Annotated in this window: 19 protein-coding genes; 15 read left to right on the forward strand and 4 right to left on the reverse strand. The window is 70.1% G+C overall.

The features are described from left to right. Window positions 1-72 precede the first annotated feature (72 nt). From H6726_31835 to H6726_31845, 3 genes are read left to right on the forward strand one after another with little or no spacing between them, the layout of a single operon-like run. Window positions 73-945: a hypothetical protein gene (locus H6726_31835; GenBank protein ID MCB9662276.1), complete on the forward strand. Its 873-nt coding sequence runs from the start codon at window positions 73-75 to the stop codon at window positions 943-945. 44 nt (window positions 946-989) lie between these two features. Beyond that, window positions 990-1,436: an SsrA-binding protein SmpB gene (gene smpB, locus H6726_31840; GenBank protein ID MCB9662277.1), complete on the forward strand. Its 447-nt coding sequence runs from the start codon at window positions 990-992 to the stop codon at window positions 1,434-1,436. Continuing rightward, the gene (locus tag H6726_31845) at window positions 1,433-1,708 is read left to right on the forward strand and encodes a hypothetical protein (GenBank protein MCB9662278.1); all 276 of its coding nucleotides are present in this window, start codon (window positions 1,433-1,435) and stop codon (window positions 1,706-1,708) included. Before smpB ends, H6726_31845 begins: the two co-directional genes overlap by 4 nt. 24 nt (window positions 1,709-1,732) lie before the next feature. Here the strand turns inward: H6726_31845 and thrC are convergent, their stop codons facing one another. The 3 genes from thrC to H6726_31860 form a co-directional block, all read right to left on the reverse strand. Continuing rightward, entirely contained in the window at window positions 1,733-3,061 is a 1,329-nt protein-coding gene (thrC, locus tag H6726_31850) for a threonine synthase (protein MCB9662279.1), read from the reverse strand. Between the two features lie 133 nt (window positions 3,062-3,194). Continuing rightward, the gene (locus tag H6726_31855; protein MCB9662280.1) at window positions 3,195-4,280 is read right to left on the reverse strand and encodes a methyltransferase domain-containing protein; all 1,086 of its coding nucleotides are present in this window, start codon (window positions 4,278-4,280) and stop codon (window positions 3,195-3,197) included. Between the two features lie 30 nt (window positions 4,281-4,310). Continuing rightward, window positions 4,311-5,789, reverse strand: a complete 1,479-nt coding sequence (locus H6726_31860; GenBank protein MCB9662281.1) for a hypothetical protein — start codon at window positions 5,787-5,789, stop codon at window positions 4,311-4,313. A 181-nt stretch (window positions 5,790-5,970) separates the two neighbouring features. Between H6726_31860 and H6726_31865 the strand changes: the two genes are divergently transcribed. The 12 genes from H6726_31865 to H6726_31920 all read left to right on the forward strand — a co-directional run bounded on the left by H6726_31865 (window position 5,971) and on the right by H6726_31920 (window position 19,559). Further along, window positions 5,971-7,848 carry a L,D-transpeptidase gene (locus H6726_31865; GenBank protein ID MCB9662282.1) on the forward strand — a complete coding sequence of 626 codons (1,878 nt, stop codon included), beginning with the start codon at window positions 5,971-5,973 and terminating at the stop codon, window positions 7,846-7,848. 83 nt (window positions 7,849-7,931) lie between these two features. Continuing rightward, window positions 7,932-8,348, forward strand: coding sequence for a YbjN domain-containing protein (locus H6726_31870; protein ID MCB9662283.1), 417 nt, complete (start codon window positions 7,932-7,934; stop codon window positions 8,346-8,348). A gap of 142 nt (window positions 8,349-8,490) precedes the next feature. Then, entirely contained in the window at window positions 8,491-8,637 is a 147-nt protein-coding gene (locus H6726_31875) for a hypothetical protein (GenBank protein MCB9662284.1), read from the forward strand. Between the two features lie 133 nt (window positions 8,638-8,770). Further along, complete coding sequence (locus H6726_31880; protein MCB9662285.1) at window positions 8,771-9,283, forward strand: ribosome maturation factor RimP; 513 nt, start codon at window positions 8,771-8,773, stop codon at window positions 9,281-9,283. Window positions 9,284-9,309: 26 nt separating this feature from the next. Then, entirely contained in the window at window positions 9,310-11,010 is a 1,701-nt protein-coding gene (gene nusA / locus H6726_31885) for a transcription termination/antitermination protein NusA (GenBank protein ID MCB9662286.1), read from the forward strand. Window positions 11,011-11,094: 84 nt separating this feature from the next. Then, on the forward strand, window positions 11,095-11,652 hold the full coding sequence (locus H6726_31890; GenBank protein MCB9662287.1) for a DUF448 domain-containing protein: 558 nt from the start codon (window positions 11,095-11,097) through the stop codon (window positions 11,650-11,652). After that, on the forward strand, window positions 11,653-14,385 hold the full coding sequence (gene infB / locus H6726_31895) for a translation initiation factor IF-2 (protein MCB9662288.1): 2,733 nt from the start codon (window positions 11,653-11,655) through the stop codon (window positions 14,383-14,385). Window positions 14,386-14,480: 95 nt separating this feature from the next. After that, window positions 14,481-14,900: a 30S ribosome-binding factor RbfA gene (gene rbfA / locus H6726_31900; protein ID MCB9662289.1), complete on the forward strand. Its 420-nt coding sequence runs from the start codon at window positions 14,481-14,483 to the stop codon at window positions 14,898-14,900. Beyond that, window positions 14,897-15,910 carry a DHH family phosphoesterase gene (locus H6726_31905; GenBank protein ID MCB9662290.1) on the forward strand — a complete coding sequence of 338 codons (1,014 nt, stop codon included), beginning with the start codon at window positions 14,897-14,899 and terminating at the stop codon, window positions 15,908-15,910. Before rbfA ends, H6726_31905 begins: the two co-directional genes overlap by 4 nt. Before the next feature lie 6 nt (window positions 15,911-15,916). Then, window positions 15,917-16,927 (forward strand): tRNA pseudouridine(55) synthase TruB, encoded by a 1,011-nt coding sequence (gene truB, locus H6726_31910; GenBank protein ID MCB9662291.1) that lies wholly within the window; start codon window positions 15,917-15,919, stop codon window positions 16,925-16,927. Beyond that, window positions 16,906-18,168, forward strand: a complete 1,263-nt coding sequence (locus H6726_31915; GenBank protein MCB9662292.1) for an FAD-dependent oxidoreductase — start codon at window positions 16,906-16,908, stop codon at window positions 18,166-18,168. The genes truB and H6726_31915 overlap by 22 nt, the downstream gene beginning before the upstream one ends. A gap of 233 nt (window positions 18,169-18,401) precedes the next feature. Continuing rightward, complete coding sequence (locus tag H6726_31920; GenBank protein ID MCB9662293.1) at window positions 18,402-19,559, forward strand: MFS transporter; 1,158 nt, start codon at window positions 18,402-18,404, stop codon at window positions 19,557-19,559. 33 nt (window positions 19,560-19,592) lie between these two features. Here H6726_31920 and H6726_31925 read toward each other — a convergent pair whose 3' ends face one another. Further along, the gene (locus H6726_31925; GenBank protein MCB9662294.1) at window positions 19,593-19,736 is read right to left on the reverse strand and encodes a hypothetical protein; all 144 of its coding nucleotides are present in this window, start codon (window positions 19,734-19,736) and stop codon (window positions 19,593-19,595) included. Window positions 19,737-19,770: the final 34 nt, after the last annotated feature.

Consider the following 19,770-nt stretch of genomic DNA (forward strand, 5'->3'; position numbering starts at 1 on the left):
ACGCTGACCGCGGTGTGGAGTGGTCGGCGCGCCACTCCGTGGCGGTTGGGCAGATGGTCGTGCGCTGCCGTCATGCTGACCCTCGCCGCCTGTCGTGAGCCCGCCCCCCGGCGCGACGTACTCGAGTACTTGCGCGTGGGCGTCGCTCCGCGCGAAGAAGCCGCTGCGCTCACGCGAGCCTTCGAGCGAGACGGCTACCGTGTGCGCTCGCTGGTGGACTTGGAGGAGCTCGTCATGCTGGATGCGTCCGACCCTGGCGGGGCGACTGCGCTGCGCATCGTCACACCGGTGGGGGTGGTGCTCGGTCTCGACGCGCCCGACCGACGCTTCCCCACGCGGGAACGTGTGCGTGGCCTCCCCGCGCCTCTGTCCGGCACGGACTTGGATGGCGACGGCCGCGTCGAGCTGCTCGTCGCGTTGGTGGACAGCGCGCGGCCGGCCGAGTGCGTGGCGGTGGTGCGCATCGACGAGCATCGACGCGCGGTCGAGGTCCCGGTGGACACCCGCGTCGTTCAAGAGGGGGCGTGCGTCGAGCGCGCCGAGGACGTGGGGGGAGACGCGCGGGCGGAGCTGTTGGTAGTGGCCCGCTACCCGCTGCCGGCGCTGCCAGTGCCGGCTGGGGTGTCCGTTCCGCTCACGGGTCACGAAGGGCGCTTCGTCCCCATGCAGGCCGCCGTGGGACGCTACTTTGCCGGGGAGCGGACGGTACGCATGGAGCGCCTGGGCGATGCGCGTCGCGTGGGGGATGCCCGCACCATCAGCCGTCTTGCCGTGGAGCTAGGGCTGCTGGTGTGGTTCGAGGGGGGCGACCCCGACCGCGCCATCCTGGCCTTGGATGCCCAGGCAGAAGGGGGGCACGTGGACGCCCTGGCCGCCGGCCGCGCGCTCATCCGGACCCTGCACGAGCGCGCCGGGGGGCGTGCTTCCGACGCGGAAACGGAGTAGACCCCGCCGTGGCCAAGAAGCGTGTCGAAAAGGGCGTGGCGGGCATGGAGCTGCTCGTCTGCCGCAACCCGAAGGCAGCGCAGCTGTACGACATCGAGGACAAGCTCGAGGTGGGCATGGTGCTCACCGGCAGCGAGGTGAAGAGTCTGCGCAACCGCAAGGGCGACCTGGACGGGGCGTACGCGGTCATCGAGAACGAAGAGCTGTTCCTGCACAAGATGCACATCGCGCCCTACGCGCAGAGCGGCTACGCGGGGCACGTGCCCAAGGCCGTGCGCAAGCTGCTGGCGCACCGCGAGGAGATCGACAAGTGGCGCGGCAAGCTCACGACCAAGGGCTACACGCTGGTCCCGCTGCAGGTCTACTTCAAGAACGGCGTGGCCAAGTGCCAGCTGGGGCTGGGGCGAGGCAAGAAGAAGGGCGACGAGCGCGAAGCCCTCAAGGCCAAGGCCGAGCTCAACGAGGCCCGCGAGGCGGCGCGGCGGCGATGAGCCAGACGCACGCCACGCTCAGCCTCGCCGACGGTCGGCAAGGCGCCTTGCTCGGGTGGGACGGGAGCTTCCTGGAGGTGCGCCTGTCGGTGCCGTTCGCACCCGGCGCGCCAGTGCGCGTGGTGCTCGACTTGGACGCGCCGCTGCCCGTCGAGTGCAAGTCGCTCGGGAGCAAGCGCGACGACGAGGGGCGCTTCGTCGTCCGCCTGCGCCCGATGACGCTCCCCAAGCCGTCGCGGCTCGCGCTCGAGGCGTGGTTCAAACGCGGCTGAGCCCAGGCCCGCCGAGCCCGCGGCTCAGAGGTGGAAGCCGCCCAGGACTTCGCGCTTCACGGCCTCGAAGTCGTTCGGCAGGTCGATCGGCGCGTTGGGGTGCTGGCTGGTCACACCCTCGATGCGGCTCTCGTGGTAGCGAATCTTGAACTGCGTGAACTTCAGGCCATTGGCGGTGGAGACGACCACGACCCGTTGACCGGGCTGGATGTTCCCCGCGGCCACCTGCTTCTCCAGGGCTGCGAGCGCGACACCTGTGTGCGGGCAGGTGTAGGCGCCGCTGCGGTCGGCGCTGGCGGAGGCCTCGGCCAGCTCGGCTTCGCTCGCTTGCTCGACGATGCCGTCGAACTTCTGCAGCGTGCGGATGGCGCGGCGCACGCTGACCGGGTTGCCGATGCGGATGGCGCTGGCCTCGGTGGGGCCGGCCGTGATGGCTGCGAACTTGTCGTAGCCCGCCTTGTAGGCGAGGTAGAGAGGGTTGGCCTGCTGCGCCTGAGCCAGCATGAGGCGCGGGCGGCGGTTCACCAGGCCGAGCTCGAAGAGCATGTCGAAGCCCGCGCCGAGCGCGGCCACGTTGCCCAGGTTGCCGCCGGGGATGATGACCCAATCGGGCACGTTCCAGTCGAACTGCTGGGCGATCTCGATGGCGACCGTCTTCTGCCCCTCGAGGCGCAGCGAGTTCATGGAGTTGGCCAGGTAGATGCCCTGCTCCAGCGCGAGCTTCTGCACGATGGCCATGCAGCCATCGAAGTCTGTGTCGAGCGCGCACACCTTGGCGCCGTTGGCGAGGGGCTGCACCAGCTGGGCCGTGCTGATCTTGCCCTTGGGCAGCAGCACCACGCTGGGGATCCCGGCGCTGGCGCAGTAGGCGGCGAGGGCCGCGCTGGTGTCGCCGGTGGACGCGCACGCGATGGCCTTGATGGGCTTTCCGTCCGCGATCATCTGCTTCACCGTGCTGACGAGCACCGTCATGCCCAGGTCCTTGAACGACCCGGTGTGCGAGTTGCCGCAGTTCTTGATCCACAGCTCGTCGAGGCCCAGCGACTTGCCGTAGCGCTCGGCCCAGAAGAGGTTGCTGCCGCCCTCGGCGGTGCTCACCACGTTCTCGTCGCGCAGGTGCGGCTGCACCCACTCCTTCTTGCCCCACACGCCGCTGCCGTAGGGCCACTGGCGGGTCATCCAGCGACCGTCGAAGGTGGCCTTCCACTCGTCCGCGCTCTTGGCCTTGAGGGCCTCGATGTCGTGGCGCACCTCCAGCAGCTCACCGCACGTCGGGCATTGATAGATGACGGTGTCGAGGGGCCAGCTGCCGGAGCAGCCCGCGGTGCATCGGAACGAAGCGCTGAGGGACATGGTGGCGCGAGTATATCGGCTCACGGGGGTGTGGCCAGCGCTCGCCTCGTCAATATCGGGGCGACGTGGCGCGACGCCGAGAGCCGCGGCACGTCGGTCGTCATGGCTCGCTGCCGTGGTTCTGCAGCGAACTCTAGCAGCAGGCGCCCGGGCCGGCGCTGGCCTGCGCCTCGGCGTAGTGCCGCGCGGCCAGGGTGGGGTCGCACGGGAACGCGCCGTAGTGCTCCCCCGGGACGGTGACGTCGAAGAACGGCGCGAAGCGCGTGGCGTTCAACATGGCGGCGGTGTTGCGGCAGACCCGCTCGGGGCGACCACGCTCGAAGGCGTGGTGGTCGTCCAACCAGAACAGCGTCTCCGCCCCGGAGATGCCACCGCGGTAGGTGGCGACCTGGCCGTAGTCCTCGCACTGCGGGTCCAGCCCTGGGAGCTTGAACAGGCGGTACGTGACGGACGAGAACCGGGCGGGGCCGATCTTGCCGGCGACCTCTGGGCTCTGGATGACGATCGGAGCGCGCGTGACGACCCGCGGGTCGGTGAACCCGAGCCCCTTCGCGAGGTGCAGGAAGTCCGCCTCGTAGAGCGCGCCGCCCAGGCACTCGGCGTACAGCACGGGGTCTCGCTGCACGTGCTCTGGCAGGCGTCGGTCGACCACCACGTCGCTCAGGTACAGCTCGCCGCCGGTCCGCAGGACGCGCGCGACCTCGGTCAGGACGAGGTCCTTGCGCGGACTCAGGTTCACGACGCAGTTGGACACGACGACGTCCACCGACGCGTCCGCGAGTCCTACGTCACGCAGGTCCTCGATGAAGCCCCGGTGGAAGCGCGTGTTCGGTTCGGGGAACCCGAAGCGCTGCGCGTGCCAGGCCTCGGTGGCGCGCGCCAGGTCCAGCTGCTCGGCGGTCATGTCCACGCCGTGGACGACACCCTCCGGCCCCGCCATCTGCGCGAGAACGAACACGTCGCGCCCCGTGCCGCAGCCGAGGTCGACCACCGTCGCGCCGGTGAGCGCGTGCGGGATGGGGAAGCCGCAGCCGTAGAAGCGCGCCTCGACGTCGGGGTGGACGTTGGCGAGCGCGTCGGCGATCCAGGGGGCGGGCGCGCCGCTTGCGCAGCAGGCGTTCGTGGCCAGGTCGGCGCTCGAAGCGAGCTGCTTTCCATAGTAGTCGCGCACGAAGCTCTGGATCGCGTCGGCGCTCGGGGGCGGGGTGGGGTCGCTCATGGGAGGTGGTGCGCGTTCGCGCGCCCTTCGTTACGGGGTGGCGGAAGGGGCGCTGGCGCCCGGGGTCTCGGGGGCGCTGGAGCCACCGGTGGGCGGGCGGGGGAGGGAGCCTCCGGGTGCGGCGGCCGCGGCGCGTCGTCGTTCGGCCTCACGCGCCCACGCCTCGAACTGGCGACGCGCGAGGTCGAGGCCGAACCGGACATCGGCAGCGCTCGCGCGCCCGCGGATGATCACCCGCTCCCCGTGTGCTTCGAACGTGAAGCTCTCCAGCACCGCGATGCGATCTCCGAGGATGATGCGGGCCATCGCGTTCCGTAGCGCCGCGTCGCGCTGCGCCGTCCAGTAGGCGATGCCGTCGAGCGCCGCCTGCTCGCTCGGGTACACCGCCAGGCCGTCGATGCCGACCATGCGCGGCCCCACCTCGCGGACAGCCAGACGCGCGCGCACCGGGATTACGTTGGGGTCGCCGCCCATGAGGAACGCATGCACACCCTCCACCTCGAGGCTGAGTCCTTCGTTCGGCCCCATGGACAACAGCACGTCGGGACCGCTCGCCTCCTCGAGCCCTTCCTCGTCGGCCGCGCGCGCCGCCCGTGCCTGGGTCATGGCCAGCACCACCGCCAGGTCCTCGGGGCGGGAGATGGTGAAGTGCTGCGGGCTCAGCAGCGCCACCTCCCGCGGGGTCTCACCCTCGTTCGCCCAGGGCGCGACGGGCACCCCTTCGCGGGTGGACCACGTCGCCGTCGTCCCGCGCGCTGCCGCCATGCGGTCGACAGCGGCGCGCGTGAAGGCTTCGTCGTGAACGTGTCGGCCGGCCACCATGATGCGGCTGCGATAGCGGTTGGGGGTGGCGATGAGGACACGCTCGAGGTCGGTCAGGGGATCGATCCCGGAGCCCCCCAGCAGCTCCTGCCAGTCGGGTACGGCGGCGATCAGGGCGCGCACGTCCTCTGCCACGACCGACTGCCGCAGGCGCGCCATGTCCAGGCGCAGCGCCAGCTGGGCGCCAGCTGGAATGCGCGCCGGGCCCCGGATCGTGGCGTTCGCGACAGGGATTCGCGCTCGAACCGGCCCCGCGTCGACGCTCGCGTCCTCGCTCGCGCCAGCGTCGGCGACCATGTCGGGCACGCCGCCGTCGAGCAGGTCGACGTCCTGCCGGTCGTCGATCGGCCCCGTGTCGGGCACGCCGGCGTCTTGCTCTCCGTGCCCCTCGCGTGAGTCCTCTGGCACGCCCGCGTCGGGCTGCGGGGGGTTGGCCGCCGTGCCCTCCGCGTCCCCCTCGCCGCTCGCCGCAGGTTCGGGTACCGGCGCGGGCGGGGGTGGCTCGACGGGCGTGGCGTCGACGAGGACGGTATCCATTGCCTCGGTCATGCCGAACTCCACCTCGTCGGGCATGCCGAACTCGAACTCGAGCTGCGGTGCGGTGGCCATCGAGGACACGGTCAGCGCGATCGCCGCGTGGAACGCGAGCGAGAGCCCCAGGGCCAAGGGCAGGGCGTACTGGAGCATCCTCGAGCGTGGCACGTGCTCCTGGACGCCTTCGCGGGCGCCCTCATTCATGAGCGGCTTGGGGGCAGGGGTTGACGGCGTTGCGAGGTGGGTTCAAGGGTTCACCGTAGCTCGGGGCGCAGCGCGCCCGCCCCGAACGCTGGGAATGTTGCCACGGCGCCGTTGATTCCTCATGTCCGCAATGTCTCTGCCTCACGCTCACTCGCGTTCGCCTCTTCCGTTCCGCCCATGCCTGCGCACGGGCCGTGGCGTCTCTAGCATCCGTCGTGGACTGGGGCTGTGTGGCCTCGCGGCGGTCCTGGTTGCGGGCTGCGGTGGCGAACCGGCCGAGGGCACCGACGAGCCGAGCGTCGCGGAGACGGCGGGCACCGAAGGGGAAGGCAGCGAGCCGACCACCGCGACCGAGGCGGCCAGCGATGCGGAAGACGGCGGCGTGGAGGATGGTGGCGCCGACGGGGGCGAGGCGACCGCGGGGGTGCCCAAGCGCATCTTCGCGGGACGGTTCGTGGTGAACGTGCGTGTCGGTGCCGCCGAGACGGCCACGCGCATCGGCCGGCTGCGTGCGGGGGCGGTGCTCACCGCCAAGACCTCCTCGCCCGTGGGCTACGACGACTGCCCGGGTGGGTGGTACGAGTTGAGCACGGGGGGCTTCGTTTGCAACCGACGCGAGGTCATCGCGTTCGACGGTGATCGCCTGCCCGAGGTGCGCTTCCGTCAGCCCCGTATGGCGGACCCGCTGCCGTACGAGTACGGCTACATCCGCAGCGAAGTGCCCGTCTATCGCCGCCCGCCGACCGACGCCGAGGCGATGGAGCACGAGGGCTGGCGCCCGCCGCGTCCAGAGGGCGAGGAAGAGGCAGCTGCCGGCACCGTGAGCGGCACCGCGCGCCCCGACGGTGGTTCGGGCAACGCCGTCGCGGCAGGTACCGCGGCGCGTCCTGCGGGCTCGACGCCCGCACCTGCAGGCGAGGTCGCGGCCAGCGGCATGCAGGCTGCGGCGGCGGGCAACCCTGCGGCGACGCCAGCAGGGGAGGGAGCGCCGACGATGGCCTCCGCGCGACCCGCGGAAGCGGCCGTGGCAGCCGCCGGGTCTGCTCCGCCCGTCGCGGCGGCGCCCGCCGAGAGCGAGGAGCCCGAGGCCGAGGAGCCCGCCGAGCCCATCACGTTGGAGTCGCTGCGAGGGGAGGGCGTGGTGCACCACCGGGCGATGCGTGGCTTCTGGGTCAGCCTGGACCGCCGCATCCGCTCGGGTCCGCGGCGCTACTGGCGCACCCAGAACGCTGGCTTCGTGCCCGCCCGGGCCGTCGCCACACGCGAGGGCAGCTCCTTCCAGGGGCTGGCGCTGGACGAGACCACCACCTTGCCCGTCGGGTTCATCTCACGGCGCCAGGGCACCAACGCCGAGACCATGGATCCCGAGCGTGGGCGCCTGCGTCGCGCGCGGCGCGCCTATCACCGCGACTCGTTCGCCATCGCGCGTGAGGAGCGCGTGGGCAACCGCGACTACTACGTCACCGCCGACGGGCTCTACTACCGCGCGGACCAGGTCATGCGGGTGGACCGCGTCGAGCGGGAGGAGCGCATCCCCGCGGGCGTGAAGTGGGTGGAGGTGAACCTCGAGAACCAAACCCTCGTGGCCTACGATGGCGACACGCCCGCCTATGTGACGCTCATCTCTTCCGGGCGCGTGAAGCGGCGCGGGGACGAGGACCACGATCACCACACGCCGAGCGGTGTGTTCCGCATTCGCGAGAAGCACATCACGAACACGATGGACGGTGACGGCACGGTCGTGGACGGTCCATACAGCATCGAGGATGTGCCCTACGTGCAGTACTTCTGGCGCTCCTATGCGTTCCACACGGCCTTCTGGCACGACAACTTCGGGCGCACGAAGAGCCATGGCTGCGTGAACATGTCGCCCCTCGACTCGCGCTGGCTCTTCAACTGGACCACGCCCGGCCTCCCGACCGGCTGGCACTCCGTGTGGGCGCCCGAAGACGAAGAGGACACCACGCCCACGTACGTCTGGGTGCACGGCGAGACACCGCTGGGCTGAGGCGCGGAAACACGAACCGGCCCGTCGCAGAAAAGTCGGCGCAACGGGGTGGGTCTCGCGTACAGTGGCGGTCGACGGCACCCATGACGACTGGCACGGACGCGCGCATCGATCGGGACAACCTGGCGGACCACCTCCGGTCGCTCGGGTACACACCCACCCCCATCGCGAACGACACGTGGCGCGCGCACTTGGGCGCGGCCGGGCGCAGCTTCCCGCTGCTCGTGCGTGCCCACGCCGGGTACGTCACGTTCGCCATCGTGCCCGTCTTCAAGACCCCCGAGGACAGCACGCGGGCCGCGGCGCTCTATGACGAGCTGCTGCGCCTCAACCAGGTGCTCATGTTCGCGAAGTTCTCCATCGATGACGATCTCGACGTCGTGTTGTCGGTGGAGTACCCCCTCGGTACGCTCGATCCGAGCGAGGTGAGCGACGCCCTGGCTGCGCTGGCGCACTACGCGGACGTGCACTACGCGCACCTCTCCACGCTGTTGGGCTGACGCCCGCGCGCGCAGGCGCGCTCACGCCAAGAACGCAGCGATCTCTGGGAACACCTCGTCCGCCGCGTGTCGACCGATGAGCAGGTCCGCGTGCCCATAGTCCGCGCGGTCGCCCTCGGCCTTCGCGAAGATCTGGTAGCGCTTGTCCATCGACCCCGTGCGCGTGGTTCTGTGCAGCGTGACGGCGACGGCGGCGGTGCTCGGGTGGTGCGCCCTCTTTGCGTGGCATCTGGTGGGGCGCGGGAAGCCGATGCGGGTCACGCCGCTGATGCGCTTCCTGCGACGTTGACGGGGCGACGACGTCAGTCTTGCAACATAGGCGTGAGGGTGGTACGATTCGCCCGCACTTGTGAGAATCCTTGCAAGGGTGGGCTCCCGGGTCCGCCCTTTTCGCATTTCTGGGGGTTCTCCGGTTCTCCCTCATGTCGAAACGCACGGACACTCTCATCAGCACGCTCGAGTCCATCGTCGAGCCGGTCTGCTCCGCCCACGGAGTCGAGCTGGTGGAGGTGCGCCATGTGCCCCAGAAGGATGGGGCGGTCGTCCGCATCACCATCGACCGGGCGCGCGTGGACGGCAAGGACGGCAGCGACATCACGCTGACCGACTGCACGGACGTGAGCCGTGATGTGTCGGCCGCGCTGGACGTGCACGAAGACGTGCTCCCCGGCGCCTACCACCTCGAGGTGAGCTCCCCCGGGCTCGAGCGGCCGCTGGTCAAGCCGGCCGACTTCGAGCGCTTTGCCGGGCGTGAGGTGAGCGTCCGCACGCTGGTGCCGCTCGAGGGCACCAAGCAACGTAAGTTCCAGGGCGATCTGAAGGGCTTCGCACGCTCCGAAGATGGCGCCGAGTTCGTCGAGCTGAACGTGAATGGATCGGAGCTACGTATCCCGTTCGATTCCATCACCCAAGCCCATCTGGTGTATCGGTTCTGAGCCGCACGACGGCAGCAGGGAATGTCATGAGTCAGGGCAACACGTCTCTTTCAAGCGTTATCGACTTGGTCAGCCAGGAGAAGGGCATCGATCGCTCGGTGCTCGTCGAGGCCACGGAGCAGGCGATCCTCACCGCCGCGAAGCGGACCTTCGGGCCCGACCGCGAGCTGGAGGCCCGCTACAACGACGAGACCGGCGCCGTCGACCTGTTCCAGTACATGACCGTCGTCGACGAGGTGGACGACCCGGAGCTCGAGATCTCCGCGGAGGACGCCGAGCGTCACGGCCTGGAGGCCGAGGTGGGCGAGGAGCTGGGTTTCCAGATTTTCTACCTGGCCAGCGACGTGGAGCGCGCCCGTGAGCAGGACCGGCTCTTCGGTCACCTGCTGGGCATCTCCCAGCAGCGCCAGGGCTTCGGCCGCATCGCGGCGCAGACGGCCAAGCAGGTCATCATCCAGCGCGTGCGCGACGCCGAGCGCGAGCGGGTGTTCAACGAGTACAAGAACCGCATCGGCGAGATCGTGACTGGCGTGGTGCGGCGCTTCGAGCGCGGCAGCAACATCATCGTGGACTTCGGCAACGGCGTGGAGGCCGTGCTCCCGAGCCGCGAGCAGACGCCGCGGGAGAGCTACCGCCCCGGTGACCGCGTCGAGGCGCTCCTCAAGGGCATCGATCGCGAGGCCCGCGGGCCCCAGATCATCCTGTCCCGCACCGACGTGGGCCTCTTGGTGAAGCTCTTCGAGCGCGAGGTGCCCGAGATCTTCGAGGGTATCGTGCGCGTCGTCGCCGCGGCCCGTGAGCCGGGCGCCCGCAGCAAGATCGCCGTGAGCAGCCGTGACAGCGACGTCGACCCCGTGGGCGCGTGCGTCGGCATGAAGGGGTCGCGCGTGCAGGCCGTCGTGCAGGAGCTGCGCGGCGAGAAGATCGACATCGTCCCGTTCGACCGCGACCCGGCGCGCTTCGTGTGCAACGCCATCGCCCCCGCGGAGGTGGTCCGCGTGGTCATCGACGAGAACGGTCAGTCGATGGAGCTCGTGGTGCCCGACAGCAAGCTGTCGCTGGCCATCGGCCGCCGCGGCCAGAACGTCCGTCTGGCGTCGCAGCTGACCAAGTGGCGCCTCGACATCGTGAGCGAGGTGCGCTTCAAGCAGATGGAGGAGGAGGCCATCGAGGTGCTCGGGCGCGTGGGCGATCCGAACCTGGGCCGCACCCTCTACCGCTTGGGCTTCCGCACGCTGGACGAGGTGGCCGAGGCCAGCCTGGAAGAGCTGGGCGGCATCGAGGGCGTCGAGGACGCCGAGGAGCTGCGTCGGGTGGCCGAGGTCGAGGTCGAGGCCATGCGCAAGGAGCGCATGGTGGAGCTGGCCAAGGGCGACGAGATCCCGAACGACAAGCTGAAGCTGCTCTTGGTCCCCGGTGTGTCGCAGCGCATCGTGGACGCGCTGGACGCGGGGGGGTATGGCTCGCTGCAGGCCATCCTGCGTGAGAACGACGTGGACCGCTTCGCGCTCAACGCAGGCCTCGACGCGCTCTACGCGCGTGACCTCAAGCAGGCCGTGGAAGAGTTCGTGGCGGGCCCGTGGGCGACCCTCGAGGCCACCATCAAGGCCAACCGAGCGAAGTCGCGCAAGGCCGCGGCGGACCTGGCCACGGCCGCGGCGGCCGAGCGGGCCAAGGGGGCCGACGGTGAGGCGGGCGACGACGAGGACGACGAAGACGAGGAGTGAGGCGCGGCCCTCGGCGGGCACGCGACACGGATGACCCAGAGCGAAGCGAACGAGACCACCCAGACGCACCCCGAGAGGCTGTGCGTGGGCTGCCGGCAGAAAGCCGAGCGGCAGGACCTCGTGCGCTTCGCGTTGGGCCCCACGCCGCCCTACGTCGCACCTGATCCAGGGCGACGGCTCGGGGGCAAGGGGGTGTCCGTGCACCCGACGCGTGGCTGTCTGGAGCGCGCCATCACGCGGGGCGGCTTCGCCCGCGCGGCACGGCAGCCGGTGCGCCTCGACCTGGAGGCGATCGCGGGGGCGCTCGCGTCGTTCGAGGAGCGCCGCGCCAACAGCCTCCTGATGGCAGCGCAGCGCCGTCGCGTGCTCGCCCTTGGGACCGATGCGGTGCGCGAAGCGATGCGCGCGGGTGGCATCACGTTGCTGGTCGTGGCACACGACGCCGCAGGACGAAGGTTCGAGATTGAGAAAGCCGCGGAGCGACTGGGCACCGCGTGCGTGGTGTTCGGTGACAAAGCGGCGCTCGGCGCGCTGTTTCGCAAGGATGAGGTGGGTGTGCTCGCCCTCCTCGATGCGGGTGTTTCTGCTGAGTTTTCTCAGGCGGCGGCGAGAATACGGGCACTCAGAGAGGACGAAGGTTAAGTGCGAGTCTACGAAGTGGCGCGAGAGCTCGGGATCGACAACAAGGAGCTGATGCGGCGGATTGCGACGCTCGGCATCCCCGTGAGCAACCACATGAGCGTCCTCGAGCAGTTCCAGGTGGAGCAGATCAAGCGCGCCGTGGAGAAAGAGAACGCCGGGAACGTGGTGGAGGAGCGCATCCGTCCGACCGTCGTGCGTCGCAAGCGCAAGAAAGACGACGACGACGCGCCCGCCCCGGTCGCCGCCGCACCAGAGCCCGCCCCGGCCCCGGCGGCCCGTGTCGTCGGGCGCGCGTCCGCCCCTCCCGCCGCGCCGGCCGAGCCTGCGCGCGCGACGCCAGAGCCCGTGCGCGCTGCGGCCGAGCCCGCGCCTGCCAAGCCCGCGCCGGAGCCCGTGACGGTGCCTGCCACGGAGCCCAAGGCCAGCGCTCCTGCGGAGGCTGCGCCTGCGGCTCGTGAGGCAGACGTCCAGCCCGAGCCGGCGTCGGAGCCTGCGCAGCCTTCGGAAGCTGCCGCGCCGAAGGCCGAGCCCGCTGCGCCCGAGCCCGCTCCTCGCCCCGTGCCGCTCTCCGAGCTGCGCGCCGAGAGCGAGACGGTGGCAGTCAAGGTCCCCGCGCCCACCGCCGAGCAGCTGCGTGAGATGCGCGAAGAGCGCCCGTCGGTCGCGCCGGCGGACCCCTCCGAGCGCTTCGCGCACACGCATCTCCCGCCGGGAGTCACGCGTCGCGGGAACACGACGGCGGACCGCACGCTCACCGTGTCCGAGGAAAAGCGCCGCAAGATCGTGGCGCAGCATCAACAGACGCAGACCCAGACGCGCCGCAAGATCGTCAATCGGTCCAGCATCGGCCCCGCGGGTCGTCCGCCGGCGCGCCCGCAGCGCCGCCCGAAGGGTGGCCCCGCCGGCACGATCAAGCGCATGCGTCCCCTCGAGGCGACGGTGCCTGGCGCCCAGAAGCGCATCATCCGCATCGAGGACCAGGTCCAGCTCCAGACGCTCGCCCAGCGCATGAGCCTGAAGGCCACGGACGTGCTGATGGAGCTCATCCAGCAGGGCGTCACCAACGTGCACATCAACAGCACGCTGGACGCGGACACCGCCACGCTGCTCGCCTCCGTGTTCAACTACGAGGTCGAGAACGTGGCGCGCACCGAAGACGAGATCGTCGGTGACGCCCGCGGCGACTTCGAGAACCTCGAAGAGGACCGCCTGCTGCGCGCTCCGGTCGTGACCGTCATGGGCCACGTCGACCACGGTAAGACCTCGCTGCTGGACAAGATCCGCAACGCGTCGGTGGCTGCTGGCGAAGCGGGCGGCATCACGCAGCACATCGGGGCGTACCGCGTCGGCGTGCAGCTGGACGGAGAGACCCGCACCATCGTCTTCCTGGACACGCCGGGTCACGAGGCGTTCACCGCCATGCGCGCCCGTGGCGCGGACGCCACGGACGTCGTCATCCTCGTGGTGGCCGCGGACGACGGAATCATGCCGCAGACGCGTGAGGCGATCACCCACGCGAAGTCCGCTCAGGTCCCGATCGTGGTGGCACTCAACAAGTGCGACCGTGAGGACGCGCAGCCCGAGCGTGTGAAGCACGAGCTGGCTTCGCTGGGCCTCCAGCCGGAGGAGTGGGGTGGCGACACCATCTACGTCGAGACCAGCGCGCACACCGGTCTCGGCATCGAGAAGCTGCTCGAGTCCGTGCTGCTCCAGGCAGAGATCCTCGACCTGCAGTCGAACCCGAACATCCCCGCCGAGGGCGTCGTGCTCGAGGCCAAGCTCGACCGCGGTCGCGGGCCGGTGGCCAACGTGCTGGTGCGCGACGGAACGCTGAAGCCCGGCGACTACGTCGTCGCAGGTCAGGCCTGGGGCCGCGTACGCGCCATGATGGACGAGCGCGGCAGCGTGGTGAAGGTCGCTGGGCCCGCCACGCCCGTCGAGATCCTCGGTCTGCAGGACCTTCCGTCGGCTGGTGACATGATCTACCAGGTCAAGAACCAGAAGAAGGCCGCCGAGGTCGCCGAGTCCTACAAGAAGGCTGGCGGCAAGCCCGTCCAGGGCCCGATGTCCGGCGCGCGTGGGCTCGAAGAGTTCCAGAAGATGATGAACAGCGGCGACGTCGAGGAGCTGCGCTTGGTCGTGAAGGCCGACGTGCAGGGCTCGCTCGAGGCGCTCAAGAAGTCCTTGGCCGCGCTCAGCACCGAGAAGGTCAAGGTCAACATCATCCTGAGCGGCGTCGGTGGCATCACCGAGAACGACATCATGCTGGCGAGCGGCTCCAACGCGCTGGTGATCGGCTTCAATGTGCGCCCCCAGGGCAAGGGCACGGCCATCGCCAAGAAGGAGAACGTCGACGTCCGCAACTACTCGATCATCTACGAGGCGCTGGACGATGTGCGCGCGGCGATGCGCAAGCTTCTGGCCCCGACGTACATCGAGAAGGAGCTGGGCAAGGCGCAGGTGCGCATGGTCTTCAGCATCCCGAAGGCTGGCACCATCGCGGGCTCCATGGTCACCGACGGAAAGATCCTTCGCAGCGGCAAGGCGCGCCTGCTCCGCAATGGGGAGGTGCTCTTCCGTGGCGACGTCGCCTCGCTGCGTCGTCACAAGGACGACGTGAAGGAAGTCGGCACGGGTTTCGAGTGCGGAATCGGGCTGGCCGGCTTCAACGACATGGCCGAGGGCGACATCATCGAGGCCTACGAGCTGATCCAGGTCGAGGCGACCCTCTGAGCGTGCGCCGGCCCGAGGCTTTGCATCTCGGGCCGGAGCGCCACACCCTTTGAGACAAGGCGATGCCACGAGTCGAGCAGAAACGCAGTGTACGCGTGGCCGAGCGCGTCCGCGCCGAGGTGATGGACCTCCTGCTCCGTGGCGCCATCCGCGACCCGCGCGTGCGGGACGTGTTGGTCTCCGAGGTGCGCGTGACGGACGATCTCGGGCACGCCCGCGTGTACGTGCGCACGCTGCAGCCCGCGGACACGGCCCGGCGCGCCGCCGTCGTGAAGGGGCTGGAGCACGCTGCGGGCTACATCCGACGCGAGGTGGGGGCCAAGCTGGGGCTGCGGTACACGCCCGCGTTTCAGTTCTTCTGGGACGAGGTCGTCGACTCGGCGCTGCAGATAGAGACCGTGCTGGCGGAGATTCGCGCGGACGCCGAGCAGGATCAGGCACGGGCCGTCGCAGGCGGCGCGGACGCTGACGAGCACGATGCTCCGACCGACGACGACGGCGAGGGGGACGCGTGAAGGGCATCGACGAGGCGGTGCGGCAGGTCCGTGAGGGCCAGCGCTTCCTCGTGGCCTGCCATCGCCGCCCGGACGCGGACGCGTTCGGCAGCGCCGTGGGGTTCTCGGCCGTGCTGCAGCAGCTGGGCAAGGACGTGACCCTCTACGTCCCGGACGAGCTGTCCGTCACGCTGCACTACCTGGTGGGCCTCGTGCCGCACGTGCGGGAGCTGCCCGAGGGGGCCACGTTCGACGCTTGCTGGGTGATGGACACGGCTGCAAAGTCGCTCCTGCCGGACGGCCTGCCAGACCGCAGCGTGCGCGGCCCGCTGATCGTGGTGGATCACCACGCGGCCCACGACGACGTGGGCGACCTCAAGCTGCGCGACACGGACGCGTGTTCCACGGGTGAGGTCATCGCCACGCTGGCGCGCAAGCTGGGCGTGTGGCCGCTGCCTCGCGCCGCCGCTTCTCCGCTCTACGCGGCCATCGTGGCGGACACCGGGGGCTTCCGCTACCCCGCGACGAAGCCGTGCACGCTGCGCCTCGGGGCAGAGCTGCTGGAGGCGGGAGCCGACCCCTGGGAGGCCGCGTACGAGCTCTTCGAGGGCTGGGAGGAGGCCCGCATGAAGCTGTTGGCCTCCATACTGGACACCCTCGAGCTGACCGAGTGCGGACGCGTGGCGGTGCTGCGTGTGACGCGCGCGATGCTGGCCGAGGTGGGCGCCAACGACGACATGGTCGAGGGCATGGTGAACTACGGCCGCATGCTGCGCGGTGTGGAGGTGGCTGCGCTGCTCTGGGAGTGGCCCCGCACGCCTGGTGCCGACGGCGCGGTCGACGACGGGTACGACACGAAGATCAGCCTGCGCTCTCGCGGCAGCGCAGACATCAGCCTGATCGCCGTGGCCCTGGGCGGCGGCGGGCATCGCAACGCGGCTGGGGCCCAGTGCAGCGAGGACCTCGAGACGGTGCGGGTTCGGGTGCTGCGCGAGGCCGTCGCGCTGCTCGGACCTTGTGCGCGTGGCTGAGCGGGCATGAGCAAAAAGCCAAGGCCCCCCAAGACGTCCCCCGTGAACGGGCTCCTGGTGGTCGACAAGCCTGTGGGTCCCACGTCGCACGACGTGGTGCAGTGGGCGCGGCGCGTGCTCGGGACGTCCCAAGTGGGGCACACCGGCACGCTGGATCCCATGGCCACGGGCGTGCTGGTGCTCGGGGTGGGGCAGGGCACCAAGCTGATGGCGCACCTGGGCGCGGAGGACAAGCGCTACGAGGCCGTGCTGCGCTTGGGGCGCGGCACGTCCACGCTCGACGCCGAGGGCGAAGTGACCGCGCGTGCTCCCGTTCCCGCTGGTCTCGACCTCGCGCGCGTGCGGGAAGTGGCGGCAGGGTTCGTGGGCGAGCACTCCCAGCAAGCCCCCGCGGTGAGCGCGATCAAGATCGGCGGTCGGGCCCTGCACGAGCGGGCGCGTGCCGGTGAGGTGGTGGACGCCCCGTTTCGCGACGTGGTGTGTCACGCGCTCGAGGTGCGGGACGTCGCGCAGGTCGCGGACGACCCGGATGGCGCCGTGGACGTCTCGCTCGCGCTGCACACGGGCAAGGGCTACTACGTGCGCTCGCTGGGCCGTGACCTGGCGCGCGCGCTGGGCACGGAGGGGCACCTCGTGGCGCTGCGGCGCACCCGCAATGGTCACTTCGACGCCGACATGGCGCTCGACGGGCGCTTGCTGGCGGGCATGCACGACGACGCCTGCCGCGCAGCCACACGGGCGGCGCTGTTGCCCCTCCCGCGCGCCGTCGCGTCGCTGGGCACGCTGCAGGTCGACGAGCACGCCGTCTTGGAGTTGCGCTTCGGGCGCGCCCTGCCGCTCGACGCGCTCGCGCCCGTCCGGTCGTGGGACGAGGTCCCGGCTGGGCCCGTGTTCGCGCTGTTGGGCCCCGACGGCCAGTTGGTCGCCCTCGTCGAGCGACGGGACGAGCGGCTGCACGTCGTGCGAGGCTTCCCGCCGAGCCCCCCGGAGACCCCATGGAACACGTCGAGTACTTGATCGTAGGCGCCGGTATGAGCGGTCTGGCCGTGGCCGACCGCTTGGGGCGCGAGCGCAGCTACCTGGTGCTCGAGGCCGACGGTGAGGTCGGGGGTTACTGCAAGACCGTCCGGCAGGATGGCTTCGTGTGGGACTACTCCGGCCACTTCTTCCACTTTCGTCACCCCGCCATCGAGGCCGAGCTGACGGCCCGCATGCGCGAGCAGCGCATCCTCAAGGTGGTCAAGGACAGCCGCATCTACTACGCGGGCGAGATGGTGGACTTCCCGTTCCAGAAGAACATCCACCAGCTCCCACGTGACGAGTTCCTCGAGTGCCTGCACGACCTGTACTTTCGCAAGGACGCGGCCCCCACCAACTTCCTCGAGATGCTCTACGCCAAGTTCGGGCGCGGCATCTCGGAGAAGTTCCTCATCCCCTACAACGAGAAGCTCTACGCGACCGACCTCGGGACCCTGGACGTCGACGCGATGGGGCGCTTCTTCCCGCACGCCTCGCTCGACGAGATCATCGCTGGCTTCTTGAAGCGCGACAACGACAGCTACAACGCGACCTTCACGTATCCCGAGGGTGGGGCCATCCAGTACGTGCACGCGCTGATGAGCGGCGTCGACGAGGCGCGCGTGGCGTTGAACGAGCGGTTGATCTCCATCGATCTGGAGGAGCGTATCGCTACGACCAGCAAGCGCCGCATCCGCTTCGAGCAGCTGGTCAGCTCGGCGCCGTTCGATGTGCTGCTGCGCGCCGCCGCCGTGCCCTTCGATGCGAGCGTGTACTCGTGCAACAAGGTGGAGGTGTGGAACCTGGGCTTCGACCGCAAGGGGCCCGAGGCGTACCACTGGGTGTACTTCCCACAGCGCGACGTGTCGTTCTACCGCGTGGGCTTCTACGACAACATCTTCGGGTCGGACCGCATGTCGCTCTACGTCGAGCGTGGGCGCAAGACGGACGAGGTCGTGGACGACGCCATAGCGGAGGAGAGCCTCGCGACGGTGCTGGCCGACCTCGCGCGCGTGGGGTTCGTGACCGATCACCAGCTGGTGTCGAAGCACCACGTCGTCATGAACCCCGCGTACGTACACATCACGGTCGACTCGCTGCGCGACGTCGCCGAGAAGAAGGCGCTGCTACGCCAGCACGGGGTGCACAGCATCGGGCGCTACGGCTCGTGGACGTACTGCTCCATCGAGGACAACATCGTGGAGGCGCGCGCGCTGGTGGACGAGCTGGTCGGCGGGTGACACGCAGCCTGCCTTGGTGCGGCGCCCGAGCTCCACGTGTCGGCTGGCCCTGGCGCCTGCGCGGCTCTCCGGCGAGTCAGCGCGTGGGGGCGGAGTTGCACAGGCCGCGCGTGTCCCGCTACGTTGACCCCATGCGTCGCCTGACCGAGCTCATCTGACGTCTTCCCAAGCGGGCGGGGCTCACCCTCGCTTCACTCCTGCTGTTCGTCGACCTCCTCGACGAGACGGCCGGGGTGACGTTCGTCGCCGTGCCCGAGCTGGAGCGCGACCTCGGGATGTCCACCAGCACGGCTCTGCTGCTGCTGTTCACGCTGCCTGGCGCAGTCGCGAGCCTCGCGGAGCCTCCGCTGCTCCTCTGGGCCGACCGCCACCCGCGCCTGCGAAGGCGGCTCGTGACGGGTGGGCTCGCGCTGATGGGCGCGGGGCTCGGGCTGGCCGCGATCGCTCCGACACCATGGGCGCTGGGGCTCGCGATGACGCTCATGTTCATCGGCAACGGGCTGGGCGTGAACCTGGCGCAGGCCACGCTCATGGACCTCTGGCCCGCGCGCCGGGAGCAGCTCATGACGCGCTGGGTGCTGATGGGCACGCTCGGGGACGTCTGCGCCCCGCTGCTGTTGGCGGTCATCGCGCTCTTGGGTGGCGGCTGGCGCGTTGCGCTCGGCTGCGTGGCAGGCATGTGCATGGTGCACGCGCTGTGGTTGGCCTCCCGGCCGTTCGAGGCGCCCACGGACGCGGTCGCTCACCCGCGCGGTGAGCCCCTCGATGAAGCGCGCCACGGTGAGGGGGATGGGGGCCACGACGACGACCTGTCGATGATCGACGTGCTGCGCATGGGGCTCCGGAACCGCGCGTTGCTCCCTTGGCTGTGTGCGGTGGCGATGTGTGGTCTGCTCGACGAAGTCTTCGTCGCGGTGGCTTCGGTGTGGCTCGAGCAGGCCTACCACGCGTCGCTGGCTCAGCGCGGCTTCGTGCTCGGGCTCGCCACGTTCGGCGGTGTGCTGGGCCTCGTGGTGCTCGACCGCGCGCTCGCGCGAGGCGTCGATCCACGCCGTTGGCTGACGTTCACCGCCGCGGCGTCGGGCGTCGGGCTCGTCGTGTGGCTGGCCGCGCCGACGCTCGCTTGGAGTGCCGCGGGCCTGTTTCTCCTGGAGGCGCTGGTCGCGCAGCTGTACCCGCTGGTCCAGGCCCAGGCTTTCCGCGCGCACGACCGTGCTGTGGTGGTGGAGGCGCTGCAGGGGCTGTTCGCGCCGATCGACTTCCTGCTTCCGCTGGCCATCGGCTTCGTCGCGGACCGCGTGGGAGTGGTCTCCGCGCTGCTGCTGCTCGGACTGCAGACGGTGGGCATCGTCGTGATCGCTCGTCGGCGTGCACTGGCCCCCGGTCCGTAGCCAGACCACGGCGTCGTTGGGGGCGCTCGTCGCCTATCGATTGTTGAACGTGTACGACGAGGCGAATGCGTCGAGGGCGTTCGTGGGCACGCGCGGATAGCGTCGACGGAAGTCGGCGATCGCCAAGCGCCCCATCTCCTGGATCCCGTTCGCCACGAGGTTCGCGTCGACCACCATGTCTCCTACGGTTTGCAGCTGAGCGTCCGATAGT

The organism is Sandaracinaceae bacterium (assembly GCA_020633055.1).
Classification (GTDB): Bacteria; Myxococcota_A; Polyangia; order Polyangiales; family Houyiibacteriaceae; genus JADJJE01.

Bases quoted from the DNA above. Each gene is read 5' to 3' on its own strand.
- H6726_31860 (MCB9662281.1), bottom strand. From the start codon at position 5,789: ATGCTCCAGTACGCCCTGCCCTTGGCCCTGGGGCTCTCGCTCGCGTTC.
- H6726_31865 (MCB9662282.1), top strand. From the start codon at position 5,971: ATGTCTCTGCCTCACGCTCACTCGCGTTCGCCTCTTCCGTTCCGCCCA.
- truB (MCB9662291.1), top strand. From the start codon at position 15,917: ATGAGCAAAAAGCCAAGGCCCCCCAAGACGTCCCCCGTGAACGGGCTC.
- H6726_31855 (MCB9662280.1), bottom strand. From the start codon at position 4,280: ATGAGCGACCCCACCCCGCCCCCGAGCGCCGACGCGATCCAGAGCTTC.
- H6726_31915 (MCB9662292.1), top strand. From the start codon at position 16,906: ATGGAACACGTCGAGTACTTGATCGTAGGCGCCGGTATGAGCGGTCTG.
- H6726_31925 (MCB9662294.1), bottom strand. From the start codon at position 19,736: ATGGTGGTCGACGCGAACCTCGTGGCGAACGGGATCCAGGAGATGGGG.
- H6726_31880 (MCB9662285.1), top strand. From the start codon at position 8,771: ATGTCGAAACGCACGGACACTCTCATCAGCACGCTCGAGTCCATCGTC.
- H6726_31845 (MCB9662278.1), top strand. From the start codon at position 1,433: ATGAGCCAGACGCACGCCACGCTCAGCCTCGCCGACGGTCGGCAAGGC.
- thrC (MCB9662279.1), bottom strand. From the start codon at position 3,061: ATGTCCCTCAGCGCTTCGTTCCGATGCACCGCGGGCTGCTCCGGCAGC.
- H6726_31870 (MCB9662283.1), top strand. From the start codon at position 7,932: ATGACGACTGGCACGGACGCGCGCATCGATCGGGACAACCTGGCGGAC.
- smpB (MCB9662277.1), top strand. From the start codon at position 990: ATGGAGCTGCTCGTCTGCCGCAACCCGAAGGCAGCGCAGCTGTACGAC.
- nusA (MCB9662286.1), top strand. From the start codon at position 9,310: ATGAGTCAGGGCAACACGTCTCTTTCAAGCGTTATCGACTTGGTCAGC.
- H6726_31835 (MCB9662276.1), top strand. From the start codon at position 73: ATGCTGACCCTCGCCGCCTGTCGTGAGCCCGCCCCCCGGCGCGACGTA.